This is a genomic window from Seonamhaeicola sp. MEBiC01930 (assembly GCF_045277075.1).
GTDB lineage: Bacteria > Bacteroidota > Bacteroidia > Flavobacteriales > Flavobacteriaceae > Seonamhaeicola.
The window spans coordinates 1,127,619-1,146,367 of sequence record NZ_CP104270.1 but is presented as its reverse complement, the minus strand read 5'-3'; the positions used below and the strand labels follow the sequence as shown (position 1 = coordinate 1,146,367).

The following is an 18,749-nucleotide window of genomic DNA, read 5'->3' as shown; positions in this document are numbered from 1 at the left end:
TTTTTATGATTGATTTGATTTTATAAATTTATTTAATATTTGAAGCCCTTGGTCTGTAACAATGGCTCTAAGGTGATACTCTAAATAACTTTCCATAAGGTATTCCATGTCATAGATTACTGTTGGGAAAAAGGTTTCATCTTTAATACCCATCAAACCGTTGAAATACATTCGGGAAATAAAATCTACATTAATAGTGTCTCGGAATAGAGCGGTATCAACACCATTTTGTAAACTGTCTTTTACAGATTCATGCATTTTCTCGAATTGCTTGACTCGAAGTTGATTATATATTTGGGGATAATATTTTTTTAATTGAAATTGTGGAGATGACTTTTCACTTTTCAAATATTGTAAAACAAACATTTTTATATCGTAAAGCTCTTCAATAGGGTTTACTGATGTGTTACAAATACCATCTATACCCTGACAAACATTCTCAAAAACAGCAAAGGTTACGGCTTCTACTAATTTTGTTTTGTTGGCAAAATGTACGTAAATGGTTTTTTTAGATATGGCCATTGCGTTGGCTATATCATCCATTGTAACACTTTTAAACCCAAAGTTTAAAAACAAGTCTGTTGCTTTATGTATAATTTTCTCTCTCATATTGGGGTGCAAATATAGTTAGGAAACTTAAAAAACCAAAAAAGTTTCCTAAGTTTTACTTTTTTTTAACACATAGTTTACTTCATAGCTTTTTAATAAGACGAATTAATTTATTTTTGCTAAATGCTTTCAATAGAAAAATATCAAGAAGCGTTTTTAGACTTCTTAAGAGATTATTCAGTAGTTAAAGAGCCTAAAGGATTATATGACCCTATTCAATATATTCTTGGATTAGGTGGCAAACGTTTACGTCCGGTTCTAACATTATTAACAACTGATGTTTTTAATGGAGACTATAGAGATGCTTTAAATGCTGCTTTGAGTGTGGAGGTTTTTCATAATTTTTCTTTGGTTCATGATGATATTATGGATGATGCTCCATTGCGGAGAGGCAAAGAAACTGTTCATGAAAAATGGGATATTAATACTGGAATACTTTCGGGTGATGCTATGTTAATTATGGCGTATCAGTTATTTGAAGAGTATGATGCTCAAATATTTCAAGCATTAGCGAGGTTATTTAGTAAAACGGCAATTGAGGTTTGTGAAGGTCAACAATATGATGTCGATTTTGAAACCCGTAATGATGTAACTATACCAGAGTATTTGAAGATGATAGAATATAAAACCTCTGTTTTAGTTGCTGCCGCCATGAAAATGGGTGCTATTATTGCTGGTGCATCAGAGAAAGATCAGAATAGTATATACGAGTTTGGAAGAAACTTGGGTATTGCATTTCAATTACAAGATGATTATTTAGATGCTTTCGGAGATCCTAAAACCTTTGGTAAACAAGTAGGCGGAGATATTATTGAGAATAAAAAAACCTACTTATATCTCAAGGCATTAGAGTTTTCTTCAGTCAAAGAGCAAGAGCGTTTGGAAAACTTGTATATGGTTGAAACTGATAAAAACGAAGAGAAGGTATTTGTTGTTAAAGAACTATTTAAATCTACCGGAGCTGCAGAGGCCACAAAACAAGCCGTAAAGGATTATACTAATATTGCTTTTTCAGTTTTAGAAACTTTAGGTGTTGCTGAAGAGAAAAAGCAATTGTTAAAAGATTTTGGTACTGGTTTAATGAGCAGAACTGTATAATGCAACTTCCAACAACTTTTGATGATTTAATTGAAGAAGCTGACAATTTAAATTTGTACAAAAAGCTAATTGTTCAACTAAACAAGGATTTTTTATTAGCTAATTTAGACTTGGGGTTTCATGAAGATATTTTACCTTCAAGTTTAAAATTACTCCTGCATGAGACCGTATATAAACTAATCCAAGAAAAGTTTACCGAGTACTTAAACCTACTTTATATTATAGATGTTTCGGAAAAGGCAATCAAATCATTGAGTGGAGAGGATACTTTAAAACTAGCAGAAGAGGTGTCATTTTTGATCTTAAGGCGCGAATGGCAGAAAGTCTGGTTTCGCAATAGCTATTAATCAGTCCTTAAAAAATAACACCTCAATTGAGCTAGGGTTTTATGTAAAGCTTAATTCTAGTTCTTTTGCTTTTCTATGTAGAATATTGTTTTCTAAATGTACGTGTTGGTGTAAATCTTGTTCGAATTCTTCCAATTTAGCATAAAGAGCTTTAAAAGTATTGCAAGCACCTTTTGGGGGTGTGTAATTATTTGTTAATTCAGCAATGGTTTTGAAAATATCTCCTGCAGATTCATGTTCTTGTTCCATCATTTGAATGGGGTTGTTCACGGTTTCAAAGGGAGGTGTTTCTAGTTGAGCACCTTCTGTTTTTAGCTTTAATAACTTTTTAATATAAGGAAATAATACAAGCTCTTCTTTCTTTAAATGTGCAGCTAATTCATTGGCAACCTCAGTAAAAAGTTGATTGATTGTAACCACTTCGGTATAATGATGTCCATGTACCTGTGCTACTTTATTTGAATATTGGAGAATTAAAGGAATAGATTCTTTAACATAAGTGTGGTGTATGTTTATAATGTGGTCAATTAAGAAGTCAAGATTCCAAGAGTTGTAGGCATATGCTATAGGAGCATCGTCAATTTGTAAAAGTTCATTTTTAAGAATCTCATAATCTAATGCCTTCTTCTCGCAAGCTTTTTCAATGGTTATGCCACCACCACAGCAAAAGTCAATACCATGTTTTTTAAAAATATGAGCTGTTTTAATATTTTCGGCAACTACTTCAGCAACTGTTTTATTATCTATAGAATTCATAGGGTTTTTAAATAAAAGATGTTTTTATCTTTTTTGTTTCGAATTCAAAAATATTAACTATTCAATGTTAAAAACATGACATTTGTTAGGATGCTTCAAATAACTTTTCAGCAGTATGAAGTATTATAAATTAGTGGGTTAACTATTTTAAAGTCCTGAAATATTCCAAAATAGCTCTAGAGTCTTCTTCAGTTAAACTCTGGTTGGGCATTGGAGCTCCGTTAAATTCTATAAGCAAAGTTTTGGCTAAAGGATCTTTTTGTGTCATTTCAACTGGATTTAGAATCATATTCATTACCCATTCTGGAGAACGACGTTCTAAGATGCCGGTTAGAGCTGGACCAATAAATTTTTTGTCTGTTCTGTGGCAGGCAGTACAAAGCTTTTTGAAAATTTCGGCTCCATGATTTGCCATTTTTTTATCTATTTTTTTACTAAGAGTTAATGATTTAATTGGTCCAATCCCCTTGTTGCTAAAATTTACCTGTTTGGAAGGGGGAGTAGAAGTATTTCCCTTTACATCTTTTTCAACAGCGGTTTCTCTTTTTTCATAACTAAAACCCGCTTTCTTTTTATCTTCCTTACCACCGCAATTCAATAATATTGTTATCAATAATGTGGTAATTAATTTTAGTGTTGTTTTCATAACCAGCGCTTTAACACTAGCAAATTTAATGAGTAAATGTTTTAATAATATGATAAAAATCATTTATGATTTAAGTTCCTTGTAATATATTTGTTCATTTAATTATGCTCTCAAATTCTTCAAAATATGCTATTAAAGCTGTTCTGTTTTTAGCTTTAAACTCTAATAATAATAAAAGAGTTATGGTTAAAGATATTTCAGAACCTATAAATGTTCCTCAGGCTTATTTGGCAAAATTGCTCCAACCATTGGTAAAAGAAGGGTTAATATCTTCTGTAAGAGGACCAAAAGGAGGTTTTTATTTGAATGACGAGAATTTAAATAATACCATAATTGATATAATACGTGTCATAGATGGAGATGATAAATTTGACTCCTGTATGTTAAGTTTAGAAAAATGTAATAAGGAAAAACCCTGTCCCTTGCATAATATATTAAGTTCTTCAAGAAATTCAATTCTTAACAATCTTAAAAATAGAACTTTAAGTGAGTTAATTCAGGAAGTAGAAAAAGGGAATGCATACTTACCAGTATAAAAAATAGACGCCTTAAAGTTTTAAAATGTTGTTTGCTATATTGTTAAAACATGAAAAATATTTTGTGGTTTAACAGGTAAATATTTCAAGAAACTGGTAATTATTGGGTAACCAATTTTTACTGATTTAAAAAAAATAGGGGAGAATATTTAAAAATCCTTAAAAAATTAACATTTAAAAATAAAGTATTCATTAAATAAATCAAAAAGAGGTATTATTACTGCAGAAGAAACATCTAATTTTTATAAAAGTTGTATTTTTGAAGAATGTTTTTTTAAGAAGAGATTAGGATAAAAAAATAATGGATAAATTTTCCTTTTTAAACGCGGCCCATACGGCATTTTTTGCTGATTTATACGATCAATATTTAAATAACCCTGATAGTGTTGAACCTAGCTGGAGAGCTTTTTTTCAAGGGTATGATTTTGGTAGTGAAAACTATGGGTTAGATGGCGAAATAGTTGAAGGCGTTACAACGCAGATACCTGAACATATTCAAAAAGAATTTCAGGTAGCACGATTAATAGATGGTTATAGAAGTAGAGGGCATTTGTTCACTAAAACAAACCCTGTACGAGATAGAAGAGCTTACTCACCCACTTTAGATTTAAAAAATTTCGGTCTTTCCGAAAACGATTTAGATGCGGTTTTTAATGCTGGAGAAAAGCTAGGTTTAGAGGCACAACCTTTGCGTGAAATTATTAAGCACCTTGAATTAATTTATTGTGATTCAATTGGTGTTGAATATATGTATTTGCGTAATCCAGAGGTTATTAAATGGTGGCAGGATAAACTTAATGTAAATGATAATCACCCATCATATTCAGCTGATACTAAGAAGTATATTCTTTCTAAACTAAATCAAGCGGTTACTTTTGAGAATTTTTTGCAAACTAAATATGTTGGTCAAAAACGTTTCTCATTAGAAGGAGGAGAATCACTTATTCCTGCAATTAGCAATGCTTTATATAATGCTGTTGAAAAATACGGTGTTGAGGAATCCGTTTTAGGAATGGCACATCGTGGGCGTTTAAGTACACTGGTTAACATTTTTAGAAAACCTTTACATGAATTATTTAGTGAGTTTGAAGGGAAAGATTTTGAAGACCAAGATATTGATGGGGATGTAAAATATCATTTAGGCTTAACATTAGATAAAACCTATCAGAATGGTAAGACTATCAAGATGAACTTAGTACCAAACCCATCGCATTTAGAAACCGTTGGGCCTGTTGCTGAGGGTATTACCAGAGCAAAGATAGATGATGATTATAATGGAGATGATTCTAAAATCTTACCTATTATAGTGCATGGAGATGCTGCAATAGCTGGACAAGGTATTGCATATGAGGTGGCTCAAATGAGTCTATTAAATGGATATAAAACAGGAGGAACAATTCATATAGTAGTAAATAACCAAATTGGGTTTACAACTAACTATTTAGATGCGCGTTCAAGTACCTATTGTACAGATGTTGCCAAGGTTACCCTGTCTCCAGTAATGCATGTAAATGCTGATGACGCAGAGGCTGTGGCTCACGCTATTGAAATGGCCTTAGATTACAGAATGCGTTTTAAAAAGGATGTATATATTGATTTATTAGGATATAGAAAGTATGGCCATAATGAAGGTGATGAACCTAGATTTACACAACCTAAACTTTATAAGTATATATCTAAACATCCTAATCCGTTCAAAATTTATTCTGATAAATTAATTGCAGAAGGTACTATTGATAAGGCATATTCAGATGGTATAGTTAGTGAATTTAAAAACACACTTGAAAGTGAATATGAAAAAGCAAAGGAGTCAGACTCTTCAAAAGTAAGAGAGTTTATGCAAGAGCGTTGGGCTAATTTTGAGCGTAAAGGCTTAGATGCAATGCTTAAAACCATTGAAACTAAATATCCTGAAGACAATTTAAAAGGTATTTCTAAAATAATTTCAACGGTACCCGAAGGTGTTAAGTTTTTACGAAAGGCAGAACGCATTCTTCAAGGTAGAGAGAAAATGGTTTTTGAAACCGATTTACTTGATTGGGGAATGGCTGAAACCTTGGCTTATGGTAGTTTGTTAGAAGAAGGGTTTAATGTTAGAATATCAGGTCAGGATGTAGAAAGAGGAACATTTAGTCATCGTCATGCAATTCTTCGTGATGAGATTTCTGAAGAGCGTATTAATTTGCTGAATACAAATCCAGAGAATAAGGGAGAAATGAGTATCTATAATTCCTTTCTTTCAGAATATGGAGTACTTGGTTTTGATTATGGTTATGCTATGGCAAATCCTAATACTCTTACTATTTGGGAGGCTCAGTTTGGAGATTTTAGTAATGGTGCTCAAATTATATTTGATCAATATTTGTCTGCAGCTGAAGATAAATGGAAAGCTCAAAATGGTTTAGTAGTCTTATTACCTCATGGTTATGAAGGACAAGGTTCTGAGCACTCATCTGCAAGAATTGAACGATATTTACAATTATGTGCTAATGATAATATGATAGTTGCAGATTGTACTACACCTGCCAACTTTTTTCACTTATTGCGCCGTCAAATGAAGCGTGATTTCAGAAAGCCATTAATTGTTTTTACACCAAAAAGTTTATTGAGGCATCCAAAAGCTGTTTCTTCAATTAAGGAATTAGCAAATGGAGCCTTTCAGGAAATAATTGATGATACAATTAACCCAGATAAAGTTAGAAAATTAGTATTCTGTACAGGTAAGTTCTATTATGAATTATTAGCAGAAAGAGAGGAGCAAAATAGAGATGATATTGCCATTGTTAGAATAGAACAAATGTTCCCATTGCATTTAGATAATATTCAAGAGGTTGTTGATAAATATTCAAATGTTGAAAAATACGTTTGGGCACAAGAAGAACCTAAAAACATGGGGGCATGGAGTTTTATGCTAGAGCGTTTAAATATAGTTAAGCTAGAAGTTTGTTCTAGACCATACGCATCAGTTCCAGCACCAGGATCAAGTGCAAGAGATAAATCAAGACAACGTCAAGTTATAAAAGACGTTTTCGATATAAAGAATTAAGAAAAGACAAATTTTAGAATACAATTAAAATTATTACAGATGATTTTAGAAATGAAAGTACCATCACCAGGAGAGTCTATTACAGAAGTTGAAATAGCGACATGGTTAGTAGAAGATGGAGATTATGTAGAAAAAGATCAAGCTATTGCAGAAGTGGATAGTGATAAAGCTACTCTTGAGCTTCCTGCCGAAGTAAGTGGTACAATAACACTTAAAGCTGAAGAAGGTGATGCCGTAGAAGTAGGGGCAGTAGTTTGTTTAATTGATACTAGCGCAGAAAAGCCAGAAGGAGGGGATGGGCCTGAAACAGAGGTAAAAGAAGAAGCGCCTAAAGCAGAAGTTGCTAAAAGTACTCCAGCCACAGAAACTTATGCAACAGGTACAGCAAGTCCTGCAGCTAAAAAGGTTTTGGCTGAAAAAGGTATTGATGCAGGTTCTGTAAAAGGAACAGGTAAAGATGGAAGAATAACTAAGGACGACGCTATAAAAGCAGTACCATCAATGGGAACTCCCTCTGGAGGCAGTAGAGGTACTTCAAGAAGTAAAATGTCTATGTTACGTCGTAAAGTTGCGGAGCGTTTAGTAGAGGCTAAAAACACTACGGCTATGTTAACTACATTTAACGAGGTTGACATGTCCCCAATATTTGCTTTAAGAAATGAGTATAAGGAGACATTTAAAGCAAAACATGGTGTTGGTTTAGGTTTTATGAGTTTCTTTACTTTAGCCGTTGTTAGAGCTTTAAAAATGTATCCTGCAGTTAATTCTATGATAGACGGGAAAGAAATGTTGTCTTATGATTTTTGTGATATAAGTATTGCTGTTTCGGGACCAAAAGGACTTATGGTGCCTGTAATTAGAAATGCTGAAAATTTAAGTTTTAGAGGTGTTGAATCAGAAGTAAAACGTTTAGCACTTCGTGCGAGAGACGGACAAATTACTGTTGATGAAATGACTGGAGGTACATTCACCATTACTAATGGAGGTGTGTTTGGAAGTATGTTGTCTACACCAATAATTAACCCACCACAAAGTGGGATTTTAGGAATGCATAACATTGTAGAGCGTCCTGTTGCTGTTAACGGTAACGTTGAAATTAGACCAATTATGTATGTGGCACTTTCTTATGATCACAGAATTATTGATGGTAAAGAAAGTGTTGGTTTCTTAGTTGCTGTAAAAGAAGCTTTAGAAAATCCGGTAGAAATCTTAATGAATAATGATGTTCAAAAGGCTTTGGAATTATAATCATTTAATTACTATAAAAAAAAAGGGATGTTCAAACGAACATCCCTTTTTTTTTATCGCTAAATTTAAACTATCTAAAACAAAAAATAAGATTCATATAAAGGATTATTATGACTAAGACGGAAAGCCCAACCATACAGCATTTATTTATAATGTTATTTTCGTATTTCATTAATATCATATGATGGCTAAGGATTTGAGGAAAACTCTGCATCCAAAGGATGCAGAGTTTGGTATTAATAATTCTATCTCTCAAAAAAGAATTATATAGCTTAATAGCAATTATAAAGTTAGGTTACATTATTGGGATAAAAAATAAGCACTTGTACGTATTTTTTATTTTTGAATGGTGGCAAAAAAAGTGAAAGCTCTGGATCATCACAATACCAGAGCTTTCTTAATTCTCCCTAAGAACTAATTAATAGCAATGTAAAGGTATGGGTTAAGGGTGTCTTAAAAAATACGCAGTTCTACGTATTTTTATAAATTTGACTTGTTTAGATTGGCCCAAATTGAAAGAGATGTTGGCTTGTTGTCCAACCCTAATTTAGCCACTATATTACTACGATGTTTATCAACAGTTCTAATTGAAATAGATAGTTCATTGGCAATGTCATGACTTGTTTTGTTATCAGAAATCAACTTTACTATTTTTAATTCAGATTTTGTTAGTTTATCTAGTTCTTCAAGGTGGCTATTAATAAGATTACAGTTTAAGTGTTCGGCGATTTCCTCACTGAAATAAGGATTGCCATTTACAACATGTTCAATACAAGTTTCAATTTCCTCAACTGCAAATTCTTTGAGAATATAACCATATACGTTAAAAGATTTAGCTTTATCGAATAGTTCTTCTTCTTTGTCAAATGTGATAAGAATTACCTTTGTAGGAAGTCCGTTCTTTTGACATTCTTCAGCAATTTCCAAACCCGTTTTATGAGGCATTCTAATATCGAGAATAGCAATTTCAGGTTTTAGCTTTACTATTAAATTATAAGCGGCATTCCCATCTGTGGCACTTCCAATTATATTGAAACCTTTTGAAGTTAAAAAGTCGGTTAATCCCCTAAGCATCAACGGATGATCGTCGGCAATAACAATAGATGTATTCATTTAATTTTGGGAGATGGAATGATTGCTATTAAATTATAATTTTAAATATAAATATTTCTTTTGATAATCTATTATGCCTTTTCCTTTTTTTAGTATGTCTGCGCCAATAATACCATCTACTGGTTTAGAATTATGATTAACTAAGGCTGTATTAACATGAGTGAGATCAAAAAGAACAAGAACCACCTTATTGTGGTTCCATTTTCCAATTTTAACCTTGTTTTTTTTAGACATTTTGGTATCCATATCAATGGCACCAGCCCCGGCAGCCTTAATAGAAGAATCTTCGGTTTTTAGTTTAAAGGTTTCGGCACCTTCAAAGCCAACGCATGAACTAGAAGCTCCAGTATCAAGGATAAACAAACCTTTTTGGCCATTAATGGAGGCCTTAATTTCAAAATGATTGGTTTTGGTTAGGTGTAATTTCACCTTGGTGTAACCTTTGTCAAGCAGAAAATCTTGAAGCAATTCCATAAACTTAAATTAAGACAAATATAATCATGTAAAAACGATTATTTTTACAAAATTAACTTTAAGAATTAACTTTTGATTATAACAGATACACATACACATTTATATAGCGAAGCATTTGATGAAGATAGGCACGAAATGATTGAGCGCGCTATAAAAGAAAATATATCTCGTTTTTTTATTCCCGCTATAGATTCAAATTATACAGATTCTATGCTTCAATTAGAAAAGGATTTTCCTGAAAATATTTTTTTAATGATGGGATTGCATCCAACTCATGTCAAAGAAAATTTTAAGCAAGAGTTGCAACATGTTGAGGAAATGCTAGGAAAAAGGCCGTTTTATGCGGTTGGCGAAATTGGGATTGATTTATATTGGGATAAATCCACGTTGGGTATTCAACAAGAAGCTTTTAAATATCAAATAGAATTGGCTAAAAAGTATAAGTTGCCAATCGTGATTCATTGTAGAGAAGCTTTTGATGAAATATTTGAAGTTTTAGAAGAGGTTAATCACGATGAGTTGTTTGGTGTTTTTCATTGCTTTACTGGATCTTTAAAACAAGCCCACCAAGCCATATCTTATAATATGAAGTTAGGCATTGGAGGTGTTGCAACTTTTAAAAATGGTAAGATTGATAAGTTTTTAAATGAAATAGATTTAAGACATATTGTGTTAGAAACGGATTCACCATATTTAGCGCCAGTTCCTTATAGAGGAAAGCGAAATGAAAGTTTATATATATTAAAGGTGCTGGATAAACTTTCGGAAATTTATGGTTTAACTATTGAAGAAATCGCTAATATTACAACTAACAATTCAAAAGAGGTATTTGGTATTTAAATTATGAGCCACTCTAAACCTAACATATTGCTTATTTATACTGGTGGAACCATTGGGATGATTAAGGATTTTAAAACAGGTGTTCTAAAAGCATTCGATTTTAAAACGCTTTTAGATAAAATACCAGAATTACAATTGCTAGATTGTAATATTGAAACGGTTTCTAACAAACCCATAGATTCCAGTAATATGAGCCCCGAGTATTGGGTTGAAATTGCAGAATTAATAGAAGGCAATTATGATAGATTTGATGGTTTTGTGGTACTCCATGGGAGTGACACGATGAGTTACACCGCATCAGCTTTAAGTTTTATGTTAGAAAACTTAACAAAACCTATTGTGTTTACAGGATCTCAATTACCTATAGGTGATTTAAGAACTGATGCTAAAGAGAATTTAATTACATCTATTCAAGTGGCTTCGCTACAAAAGGATAGCGAACCTGTTATTAAGGAAGTGTGTCTCTATTTTGAATATAAATTATACCGAGGTAATAGAACAACTAAAATAAATGCAGAACATTTTCAGGCTTTTGCTTCACCAAATTATACAGATTTAGCAGAGTCTGGAGTGCATTTAAAAGTTAATAAAAAGTATTTGTTTAAGCCCAATGATAAACAACCTCTGAAGGTTCATAAAAATTTAGATAATAATATAGCCTTAATTAAACTATTTCCAGGAATAACAAAAGGAGTTGTAGAAAGTATATTTAATAACCCCAACCTAAAAGCGGTAATAATAGAAACTTATGGGGCTGGAAATTGCACAACGGAATCCTGGTTTATTAAGTTACTTGAAAAAAATATTACAAATGGAATTCATGTGGTAAATATCACACAGTGCTCCGGTGGTAGTGTTATGATGGGGCATTATGAAACAAGTAATAGGTTAAAAGAAATAGGTGTTATTTCTGGAAAAGACATTACTACAGAAGCTGCAGTATGTAAATTAATGTACCTCCTTGGGCAAGATATTTTGAGTGAAAAGTTTAAATCTTTGTATGAAATGCCATTAAGAGGAGAATTGACCCAAAATTAACACTATAAAATTTTAAGGTTTCAAGAATTTTTTGTTATTTCATGCCCCCGTAATTAATACGATTGAAATATTTATAGAGAGGTGGCCGAGTGGTCGAAGGCGCACGCCTGGAAAGTGTGTATACCTCAAAAGGGTATCGAGGGTTCGAATCCCTTCCTCTCTGCTGTTATTTTTAACCATTTAATTACTTTTTTTTTTTATCTTTAACACTTTAACTAATAAAATTAAGATCGAGACATGAAAAGATTATTTTCTATCCTAGCCATTACAGGAATGATGGTATTTGGAACTGCTAATGCAACTACAATTGCAGCTACTACAACAGCAAGTACAACTGTAGTAACAACAACTCAAGATGAAGAAGCTGCACCAGCTGAGACTCTTGGATTTCATCAAGAATTAAAGAAGAGATTTATAGAAGGAGGCCCGGGCTTTATGGGTATTGTATTGTTATGTTTAATTCTAGGTTTAGCAATTGCTATTGAGAGAATTATCTTTTTAAATCTATCTACTACAAACACTAAAAAATTAACTCAAAATGTTGAGGATGCTTTATCATCTGGTGGTGTTGAAGCGGCTAAGGAAGTTTGTAGAAACACAAAAGGACCTATTGCTTCTATTTTCTATCAAGGTTTAGATAGAACTGATGAAGGAATCGAAGCTGCTGAAAAAGCTGTTGTTGCTTATGGTGGTGTGCAAATGGGTCAATTAGAGAAAAACGTTTCTTGGATTTCATTATTTATCGCCTTAGCTCCTATGTTAGGATTCATGGGTACGGTAATAGGTATGATTAACGCATTTGATAAAATTGAGGCAGCTGGAGATATGCAGCCATCGCTTGTTGCAGGTGGTATTAAAATTGCACTTTTAACAACTGTATTTGGTCTTATAGTAGCTATTATTCTTCAGATTTTTTATAATTACATTATTGCTAAAATTGATAGTATAGTTAATGACATGGAGGATGCCTCTATTACATTAATGGACTTATTAATTAGAAGTAAGAAGTAATAATTAAACAATAAAAAATTATGGGTTTACATAAAATATTAAAAATAGTAGCCTTTGCTGTTGCAATTATTGGTGCAATTTTTGCACTAATGATTATTGCAGGAGATGAAGGAAGTGCCGCTGGTCCTGCTGGTAATATGTTATTTGTTACTTATGTTGTACTAGGAGTAATAATAGCTCTGGTTCTAATATTTGTTATTAAAGGCTTATTTGCAGGTAACATTAAAAAGACCTTGCTTACTGTTGGTGCTTTTGTAGCAATTGCACTTATATCTTACGCCATGTCATCTGGTACGGATTTAGATTTAAAACCATTTACTGATAAAGGACAAGATATAACAGAGGCAACCTCGAAGAAAGTAGGGGCAGGTTTATATACATTTTATGTTTTAGCATTTTTGGCTATTGCATCAATGGCTTTCTCAGGAGTTAAAAAAATATTTAATAAATAATTTAGTATGGCAAAAAGAGCAGCACCAGAAGTTAATGCAGGCTCCATGGCCGACATTGCGTTCTTATTATTAATATTTTTCTTGGTAACTACTACAATTGAGGTGGATTCTGGTATTAACCGTAAATTACCTCCAATTGAAGAGTCTGAGGAAGATGTAATTATTAAGCAAAAGAATATTTTTACTGTATTGTTAAATGGTAAAGATCAACTGCTTGTTGAGGACGAATTAATGGAGCTTAAGGATTTAAGAGAAGCCGCCATTGAGTTTTTGGACAATGGAGGGGACGGATCTTGTAGTTACTGTAAGGGTAAAAAAGATGCAGCTTCTTCTGATAATCCAGATAAGGCGATTATTTCTTTAAAAAACGAAAGGGAAACCACCTATAAGACTTATATAGCAGTTCAAAATGAATTGGTTGCGGCTTATAACGTTTTAAGGGATAGAAGATCAATGGAACAGTATGGCAAACCTTTCACAGAAATGCAGGCAAACCATAAAGATGTGAATTGGCCTGGAAATAAAGAGAAGTTAAAGGAGAAGATAGATCAAATAAAGTTGGACTATCCTCAAAAGCTTTCGGAAGTACAATAATTTAATAACATTTACAAATATGTCTAAATTTAAAAAGAAAAAGAGCGGCGCTTTACCTGCCATATCAACAGCATCTTTACCGGATATTGTATTTATGTTATTATTCTTTTTTATGGTAGCAACTGTAATGAGAGAGAATACTTTAATGATTCAGAATAACTTACCATTTGCTGATCAAGTTGAAAAACTTGATAAGAAAGATTTGATTATGTATATATATGCTGGGAAACCAAGTGACAACTATAAGCAATATGGTACAGAAGCAAAAATTCAGTTAAATGACAAGTTTGCTGATGTTAGCGATATCGCGGCATTTATTGCAGCTGAAAGAGCTTCTAAAAGAGAAGAACTAATTCCCTTTTTAACTACAGCTTTGAAAGTTGATAGTGATGCAAATATGGGATTGATTGGAGATATAAAGCAAGAATTACGAAAAGTAAATGCGCTTAAAATTAATTATACTACTAAAAAAGGTAGTGTATTTAGATAATATTACTCTTAATTTTATAAAAAGGCGTTTTGAATTTTCAAAACGCTTTTTTTTTAAGTAACTATCAAGTTACTTACACTACTTGTGACTTAATTTAAAAGTTGATGAGAAAATTTGGTTGGTTTATTTTTTTTGTATGTGGTTTGAGTTTTTTAGTTCAGGCACAAAATAGAAATTTAAAGGAAGTTGATTCACTTTATAAAGAAGATCAGTTTTATGCTGGAATAACGTACAATCTTTTAGGACATAAACCTATCGATTTATCTCAAAGCGGTTTTTCTTTGGGCTTTCATTTAGGTTTTATAAAAGATATGCCCATTAATAAAAAAAGAAATGTTGCTTTTGGTTTAGGTGTTGGATATTCTGCTAATTCTTTCAATCAAAATTTGCTTATAAATAAATCTGATAATACCATTAATTACAGTCTTATAAGTGATGTTAGTACTTTTACCAAGAACAAGTTTTCTAGTCATTTATTGGAAATTCCTTTTGAATTTAGATGGCGAACTTCAAATGCTAGTGATTACAATTTTTGGCGTATTTATGTTGGTTTTAAGGCTGGATATATATTAGCACATAATTCAAAGTATAAAGGTGATTTAGGAAGTGTTAAACTAACGGATATTGAAGGTTTTAATGATTTTCAATATGGGTTGACTTTAAGTGTTGGTTATAACACATGGAATTTATTTATGTATTATGGTCTTAATCCAATTTTTTCGGAAAAGGTTGTTTTAAATAATGACAAGATTGACATTAATGCCATTAAAATAGGATTAATGTTTTATATATTATAACCAGTAAGGAATTAAAATTAATTGAGGAATAAACCCTATAAAAATTCCTGTAATCAGTTCTTTATAATTATGGGCTTTAACATGTAATCTTGAGCTTGCAATTGCGCCCATAATTATACTCATTAAGGCTAGGGTTCCACTAATATTTATACTAAAATGGATACTCAATGCAATAAAAAACATGAATACTCCAGCAACAGCCGTCATATGAATGCTGGCTTTTATTTTAAAAAAGGCAAGTGTTAAGCAAGCCATTGATGATATTAAAGCACCAATAAAAAAATAATACAATTCTATAATTTGTGTAGGTGTAATTATTCTTTTTACAATTATTATAATAACTATACAGTTTAATACTAATGGGAATATACGTTCTGAAGTTGTTTCTAAGTATATAGATTTTACCTTTCCAAGAGTTTTTAAAAGGAAATATAGTAATATAGGAAGAATTACGGTTAATATTAGAAGTGATATTAACTTAGCCCAAATGATTTCCTTGGGAATAAACCTAGGCGACTTAGAAAAATAAAAAATAACACCTATTATTGGCATTAATAATGGATGAAAAATAAATGAGATACTTCTTAAAAGATGGTTCATTTATATTTTTTTTCGCAACCTAGCTACGGGAATATCTAACTGTTCACGGTATTTTGCAACCGTCCTTCTTGCAATAGGGTATCCTTTTTCCTTTAAAATTCCAGAAAGCGTTTCGTCTGTTAATGGTTTTTTCTTGTTTTCCTCTTCAATAACTGTTTCTAAAATCTTTTTAATTTCTCTAGTAGAAACATCTTCTCCCTGATCATTTTTCATTGACTCAGAAAAGAACTCTTTAATTAATTTGGTTCCGTAAGGCGTATCGACATATTTGCTATTTGCAACTCTTGAAACTGTGGATACATCCATTTCAATTTCATCAGCAATATCTTTCAGAATCATTGGTTTTAATGTCCGCTCATCACCGGTTAAAAAATATTCTTTTTGATAATGCATTATTGCGCTCATAGTGACAAATAAAGTTTGTTGGCGTTGTTTTATTGCTTCAATAAACCACTTAGCAGCATCTAGCTTTTGTTTTATAAAAATAACTGCATCTTTTTGCGATTTTGATTTGTCTTTAGAGTCCTTATACCCCTTAAGCATATTGTTATATTCTCTTGACACATGAAGCTCTGGAGCGTTTCTACCATTAAGCGTAATCTCTAATTCCCCATCAATAATTTTAATGGCAAAATCTGGGACTATATGTTCAACAATACGGTTGTTTCCTGAATAAGATCCACCAGGTTTGGGGTTTAAATGTTCAATTTCTGAGATAGCATCTTTCAATTGTATTTCTGAGATATCAAACTTTGCTAATAGCTTTTTATAGTGCTTTTTAGTAAACTGTTCAAAAGCCTTATCTATAATATTAATTGCCAATTCAGTATTTTGATTTTTTTCTTTTCTATGTAATTGAATACTCAAGCATTCTTGCAAATTTCTTGCACCAACCCCTGCAGGGTCTAACTGGTGAACAATTTTTAGAACATTTTCAATTTTTGTTTCTTCAGTATAAACATTTTGGGTAAAAGCAAGATCATCCATTATGTCGGATAAAGATCTGCGTATGTAGCCACTTTCATCAACACTACCTACTAAAAACTCAGCAATTTCACGTTCTTCTTCATTTAATCTATAAGTGTTTAGCTGATTTTTTAGGTGCTGGGTAAAAGATGTGCCAGCAGCATAAGGCATTGTTTTTTCATCGTCATCAGAACTATAGTTATTAGCACGAGTACGGTAATCAGGAATCTCATCATCACTTAAATATTCATCAACATTAATATCCTCAGCGCTTATGGTTTCGCTGTCATTGAAATCATCTGAAGTGTCAAAGTCATCATATTCATCATTATCTTCCTTACCTCCTTCAAGAGCTGGATTTTCTTCTAATTCTTGTTTTAATCGTTGTTCAAATGCTTGTGTAGGTAGCTGAATCAACTTCATTAATTGAATTTGCTGAGGAGATAGCTTCTGTGATAATTTAAATTGGAGATGTTGCTTAAGCATGATTTGGTTACTGGTTGTTAATCAAAGATAAAAAAAGCAATTAGCTTACCAAAGTCATACCAAACTAATAAAGATTCAACTTTTTTTGTTAAAATTCAGCATTTTGGGGTGTTCTAGGGTAAGGAATAACATCCCTAATGTTGTTCATTCCAGTAGAAAACATAACAAGGCGTTCAAAACCAAGTCCGAAACCAGAGTGAACAGCGGTACCAAATTTTCTTAAATCTAAATACCACCAAAGTTCTTCTTCTGGAATATTTATGGCTGCCATTTTCTCTTTAAGAACATCTAAACGCTCTTCACGTTGTGCACCTCCCACAATTTCACCAATTCCAGGAAATAAAATATCCATGGCTCTTACTGTTTTTTTGTCGTCATTTAACCTCATGTAAAAGGCCTTGATGTTTGCAGGATAGTCAAATAAAATAACTGGACATTTGAAGTGTTTTTCTACAAGAAAACGTTCATGCTCACTTTGTAAATCACACCCCCATTCATTAATCTGGTATTTGAATTTCTTTTTCTTGTTAGGTTTACTATTACGAAGAATATCTATGGCTTCTGTATAACTTACTCGCTTAAAGTTATTGTCTGTGACAAACTTAAGCTTTTCAATAAGCGTCATGTCATTTCTTTCTGCCTGAGGTTTTCTTTTATCTTCATCTTGTTGACGCTTGTCTAAAAACTCTAAGTCTTCAATATTATTTTTTAAAATATATTTAATTACATATTTCAAAAAGTCTTCCGCCAAATCCATATTACCGGCTAAATCCATAAAAGCAACTTCAGGTTCAATCATCCAAAATTCAGCTAAATGGCGAGATGTGTTAGAGTTTTCTGCTCTAAATGTTGGGCCAAAGGTATAAACTTTGCCTAAGGACATTGCATAGGTTTCTGCCTCTAGTTGACCAGACACGGTTAAATTGGTTTCTTTTCCAAAAAAGTCTTGAGAAAAATCAACTTTACCATTTCCATTAGTAGGTATATTATTAACGTCTAAACTTGTTACTTTAAACATTTCTCCAGCACCTTCGGCATCACTTCCAGTAATTATTGGCGCATGCATATAGTAAAACCCATGTTCATTAAAATACCTATGTATAGCAAAAGAAAGCGTTGAACGCAAGCGCATTACAGCACTGAACGTACTTGTTCTAGTACGTAAGTGGGCATTCTCTCGTAAAAACTCAAATGAATGCTTTTTAGGTTGAATAGGGTAGGTTTCGGGATCAGAATCACCCAATATATCAATATTTTTAACTTGAATTTCTAGAGTTTGCCCTTTTCCTTGACTTTTAACTAAATCTCCAATAATATGAACTGCAGCTCCAGTTGTGATGCGTTTTAACAAAGATTCTTCTAAATTATCAAAATCTACTACACATTGAATGTTTTTTAAGGTGGAACCATCATTTAAAGCAATAAATCTATTGGCTCTAAAAGTTCTAACCCATCCTTTTACTTCAACTTCTGGATTACTGATTTTTTCTGATAATAATTCTAAAACGGTAAACTGCTGCATTAATATCTGAATTTAGAATGTAAATATAAAAAAAGCCTTTCGGCTTACAAGTCCAATATAATTAAAAATCAAAATTCTAT

Annotated in this window: 20 protein-coding genes and 1 tRNA gene; 13 read left to right on the top strand and 8 right to left on the bottom strand. The window is 32.2% G+C overall.

The window, feature by feature from the left end; all coding sequences use genetic code 11:
• Positions 1–3 precede the first annotated feature (3 nt).
• The gene (locus tag N1F78_RS04990) at positions 4–609 is read right to left on the bottom strand and encodes a TetR/AcrR family transcriptional regulator (RefSeq protein ID WP_406685084.1); all 606 of its coding nucleotides are present in this window, start codon (positions 607–609) and stop codon (positions 4–6) included.
• 123 nt (positions 610–732) lie between these two features.
• Here N1F78_RS04990 and N1F78_RS04985 point away from each other — a divergent pair, with 123 nt between their 5' ends.
• The gene (locus N1F78_RS04985; protein ID WP_406685083.1) at positions 733–1,707 is read left to right on the top strand and encodes a polyprenyl synthetase family protein; all 975 of its coding nucleotides are present in this window, start codon (positions 733–735) and stop codon (positions 1,705–1,707) included.
• The gene (locus N1F78_RS04980; RefSeq protein WP_406685082.1) at positions 1,707–2,054 is read left to right on the top strand and encodes a hypothetical protein; all 348 of its coding nucleotides are present in this window, start codon (positions 1,707–1,709) and stop codon (positions 2,052–2,054) included. Before N1F78_RS04985 ends, N1F78_RS04980 begins: the two co-directional genes overlap by 1 nt.
• 39 nt (positions 2,055–2,093) lie before the next feature.
• Here the strand turns inward: N1F78_RS04980 and ric are convergent, their stop codons facing one another.
• Complete coding sequence (ric, locus tag N1F78_RS04975; protein ID WP_406685081.1) at positions 2,094–2,810, bottom strand: iron-sulfur cluster repair di-iron protein; 717 nt, start codon at positions 2,808–2,810, stop codon at positions 2,094–2,096.
• 142 nt (positions 2,811–2,952) lie between these two features.
• Complete coding sequence (locus N1F78_RS04970; RefSeq protein ID WP_406685080.1) at positions 2,953–3,456, bottom strand: c-type cytochrome; 504 nt, start codon at positions 3,454–3,456, stop codon at positions 2,953–2,955.
• A 104-nt stretch (positions 3,457–3,560) separates the two neighbouring features.
• Here N1F78_RS04970 and N1F78_RS04965 point away from each other — a divergent pair, with 104 nt between their 5' ends.
• From N1F78_RS04965 to odhB, 3 genes are all read left to right on the top strand, one after another.
• Positions 3,561–3,992, top strand: a complete 432-nt coding sequence (locus N1F78_RS04965) for an RrF2 family transcriptional regulator (protein ID WP_406685079.1) — start codon at positions 3,561–3,563, stop codon at positions 3,990–3,992.
• Positions 3,993–4,293: 301 nt separating this feature from the next.
• On the top strand, positions 4,294–7,038 hold the full coding sequence (locus N1F78_RS04960; RefSeq protein WP_406685078.1) for a 2-oxoglutarate dehydrogenase E1 component: 2,745 nt from the start codon (positions 4,294–4,296) through the stop codon (positions 7,036–7,038).
• A 39-nt stretch (positions 7,039–7,077) separates the two neighbouring features.
• A complete protein-coding gene (gene odhB / locus N1F78_RS04955; RefSeq protein WP_406685077.1) occupies positions 7,078–8,286 on the top strand; it encodes a 2-oxoglutarate dehydrogenase complex dihydrolipoyllysine-residue succinyltransferase in 1,209 nt (402 codons plus the stop codon).
• Positions 8,287–8,766: 480 nt separating this feature from the next.
• Here the strand turns inward: odhB and N1F78_RS04950 are convergent, their stop codons facing one another.
• Both N1F78_RS04950 and N1F78_RS04945 read right to left on the bottom strand, forming a co-directional pair.
• Complete coding sequence (locus N1F78_RS04950; protein ID WP_406685076.1) at positions 8,767–9,399, bottom strand: response regulator; 633 nt, start codon at positions 9,397–9,399, stop codon at positions 8,767–8,769.
• 33 nt (positions 9,400–9,432) lie between these two features.
• Positions 9,433–9,873, bottom strand: coding sequence for a TIGR02281 family clan AA aspartic protease (locus N1F78_RS04945; RefSeq protein ID WP_406685075.1), 441 nt, complete (start codon positions 9,871–9,873; stop codon positions 9,433–9,435).
• A gap of 72 nt (positions 9,874–9,945) precedes the next feature.
• Between N1F78_RS04945 and N1F78_RS04940 the strand changes: the two genes are divergently transcribed.
• From N1F78_RS04940 to N1F78_RS04905, 8 genes are all read left to right on the top strand, one after another.
• A complete protein-coding gene (locus N1F78_RS04940; RefSeq protein ID WP_406685074.1) occupies positions 9,946–10,713 on the top strand; it encodes a TatD family hydrolase in 768 nt (255 codons plus the stop codon).
• 3 nt (positions 10,714–10,716) lie between these two features.
• Positions 10,717–11,751 (top strand): asparaginase, encoded by a 1,035-nt coding sequence (locus N1F78_RS04935; protein ID WP_406685073.1) that lies wholly within the window; start codon positions 10,717–10,719, stop codon positions 11,749–11,751.
• Positions 11,752–11,826: 75 nt separating this feature from the next.
• Positions 11,827–11,914: transfer RNA gene (locus tag N1F78_RS04930), tRNA-Ser, on the top strand.
• 74 nt (positions 11,915–11,988) lie between these two features.
• Entirely contained in the window at positions 11,989–12,762 is a 774-nt protein-coding gene (locus N1F78_RS04925) for a MotA/TolQ/ExbB proton channel family protein (RefSeq protein ID WP_406685072.1), read from the top strand.
• A gap of 20 nt (positions 12,763–12,782) precedes the next feature.
• A complete protein-coding gene (locus tag N1F78_RS04920; RefSeq protein ID WP_406685071.1) occupies positions 12,783–13,214 on the top strand; it encodes a hypothetical protein in 432 nt (143 codons plus the stop codon).
• Positions 13,215–13,220: 6 nt separating this feature from the next.
• Positions 13,221–13,808, top strand: coding sequence for an ExbD/TolR family protein (locus N1F78_RS04915; protein WP_406685070.1), 588 nt, complete (start codon positions 13,221–13,223; stop codon positions 13,806–13,808).
• A 19-nt stretch (positions 13,809–13,827) separates the two neighbouring features.
• Positions 13,828–14,298: an ExbD/TolR family protein gene (locus N1F78_RS04910; protein WP_406685069.1), complete on the top strand. Its 471-nt coding sequence runs from the start codon at positions 13,828–13,830 to the stop codon at positions 14,296–14,298.
• 104 nt (positions 14,299–14,402) lie between these two features.
• Positions 14,403–15,095: a porin family protein gene (locus N1F78_RS04905; RefSeq protein WP_406685068.1), complete on the top strand. Its 693-nt coding sequence runs from the start codon at positions 14,403–14,405 to the stop codon at positions 15,093–15,095.
• On the opposite strand, the gene N1F78_RS04900 is transcribed toward N1F78_RS04905, so the two are convergent.
• The 3 genes from N1F78_RS04900 to asnS form a co-directional block, all read right to left on the bottom strand.
• A complete protein-coding gene (locus tag N1F78_RS04900) occupies positions 15,090–15,695 on the bottom strand; it encodes a hypothetical protein (RefSeq protein ID WP_406685067.1) in 606 nt (201 codons plus the stop codon). The two genes, N1F78_RS04905 and N1F78_RS04900, sit on opposite strands and share 6 nt — an antisense overlap.
• Positions 15,696–17,147, bottom strand: coding sequence for an RNA polymerase factor sigma-54 (gene rpoN, locus N1F78_RS04895; RefSeq protein WP_406685066.1), 1,452 nt, complete (start codon positions 17,145–17,147; stop codon positions 15,696–15,698).
• An 88-nt stretch (positions 17,148–17,235) separates the two neighbouring features.
• Positions 17,236–18,669 (bottom strand): asparagine--tRNA ligase, encoded by a 1,434-nt coding sequence (asnS, locus tag N1F78_RS04890; protein WP_406685065.1) that lies wholly within the window; start codon positions 18,667–18,669, stop codon positions 17,236–17,238.
• Positions 18,670–18,749: the final 80 nt, after the last annotated feature.

Coding starts and splice junctions, on each gene's coding strand:
- N1F78_RS04990 (WP_406685084.1), bottom strand. CDS start 609: ATGAGAGAGAAAATTATACATAAAGCAACAGACTTGTTTTTAAACTTT.
- N1F78_RS04985 (WP_406685083.1), top strand. CDS start 733: ATGCTTTCAATAGAAAAATATCAAGAAGCGTTTTTAGACTTCTTAAGA.
- N1F78_RS04980 (WP_406685082.1), top strand. CDS start 1,707: ATGCAACTTCCAACAACTTTTGATGATTTAATTGAAGAAGCTGACAAT.
- ric (WP_406685081.1), bottom strand. CDS start 2,810: ATGAATTCTATAGATAATAAAACAGTTGCTGAAGTAGTTGCCGAAAAT.
- N1F78_RS04970 (WP_406685080.1), bottom strand. CDS start 3,456: ATGAAAACAACACTAAAATTAATTACCACATTATTGATAACAATATTA.
- N1F78_RS04965 (WP_406685079.1), top strand. CDS start 3,561: ATGCTCTCAAATTCTTCAAAATATGCTATTAAAGCTGTTCTGTTTTTA.
- N1F78_RS04960 (WP_406685078.1), top strand. CDS start 4,294: ATGGATAAATTTTCCTTTTTAAACGCGGCCCATACGGCATTTTTTGCT.
- odhB (WP_406685077.1), top strand. CDS start 7,078: ATGATTTTAGAAATGAAAGTACCATCACCAGGAGAGTCTATTACAGAA.
- N1F78_RS04950 (WP_406685076.1), bottom strand. CDS start 9,399: ATGAATACATCTATTGTTATTGCCGACGATCATCCGTTGATGCTTAGG.
- N1F78_RS04945 (WP_406685075.1), bottom strand. CDS start 9,873: ATGGAATTGCTTCAAGATTTTCTGCTTGACAAAGGTTACACCAAGGTG.
- N1F78_RS04935 (WP_406685073.1), top strand. CDS start 10,717: ATGAGCCACTCTAAACCTAACATATTGCTTATTTATACTGGTGGAACC.
- N1F78_RS04925 (WP_406685072.1), top strand. CDS start 11,989: ATGAAAAGATTATTTTCTATCCTAGCCATTACAGGAATGATGGTATTT.
- N1F78_RS04920 (WP_406685071.1), top strand. CDS start 12,783: ATGGGTTTACATAAAATATTAAAAATAGTAGCCTTTGCTGTTGCAATT.
- N1F78_RS04915 (WP_406685070.1), top strand. CDS start 13,221: ATGGCAAAAAGAGCAGCACCAGAAGTTAATGCAGGCTCCATGGCCGAC.
- N1F78_RS04910 (WP_406685069.1), top strand. CDS start 13,828: ATGTCTAAATTTAAAAAGAAAAAGAGCGGCGCTTTACCTGCCATATCA.
- N1F78_RS04905 (WP_406685068.1), top strand. CDS start 14,403: ATGAGAAAATTTGGTTGGTTTATTTTTTTTGTATGTGGTTTGAGTTTT.
- N1F78_RS04900 (WP_406685067.1), bottom strand. CDS start 15,695: ATGAACCATCTTTTAAGAAGTATCTCATTTATTTTTCATCCATTATTA.
- rpoN (WP_406685066.1), bottom strand. CDS start 17,147: ATGCTTAAGCAACATCTCCAATTTAAATTATCACAGAAGCTATCTCCT.
- asnS (WP_406685065.1), bottom strand. CDS start 18,669: ATGCAGCAGTTTACCGTTTTAGAATTATTATCAGAAAAAATCAGTAAT.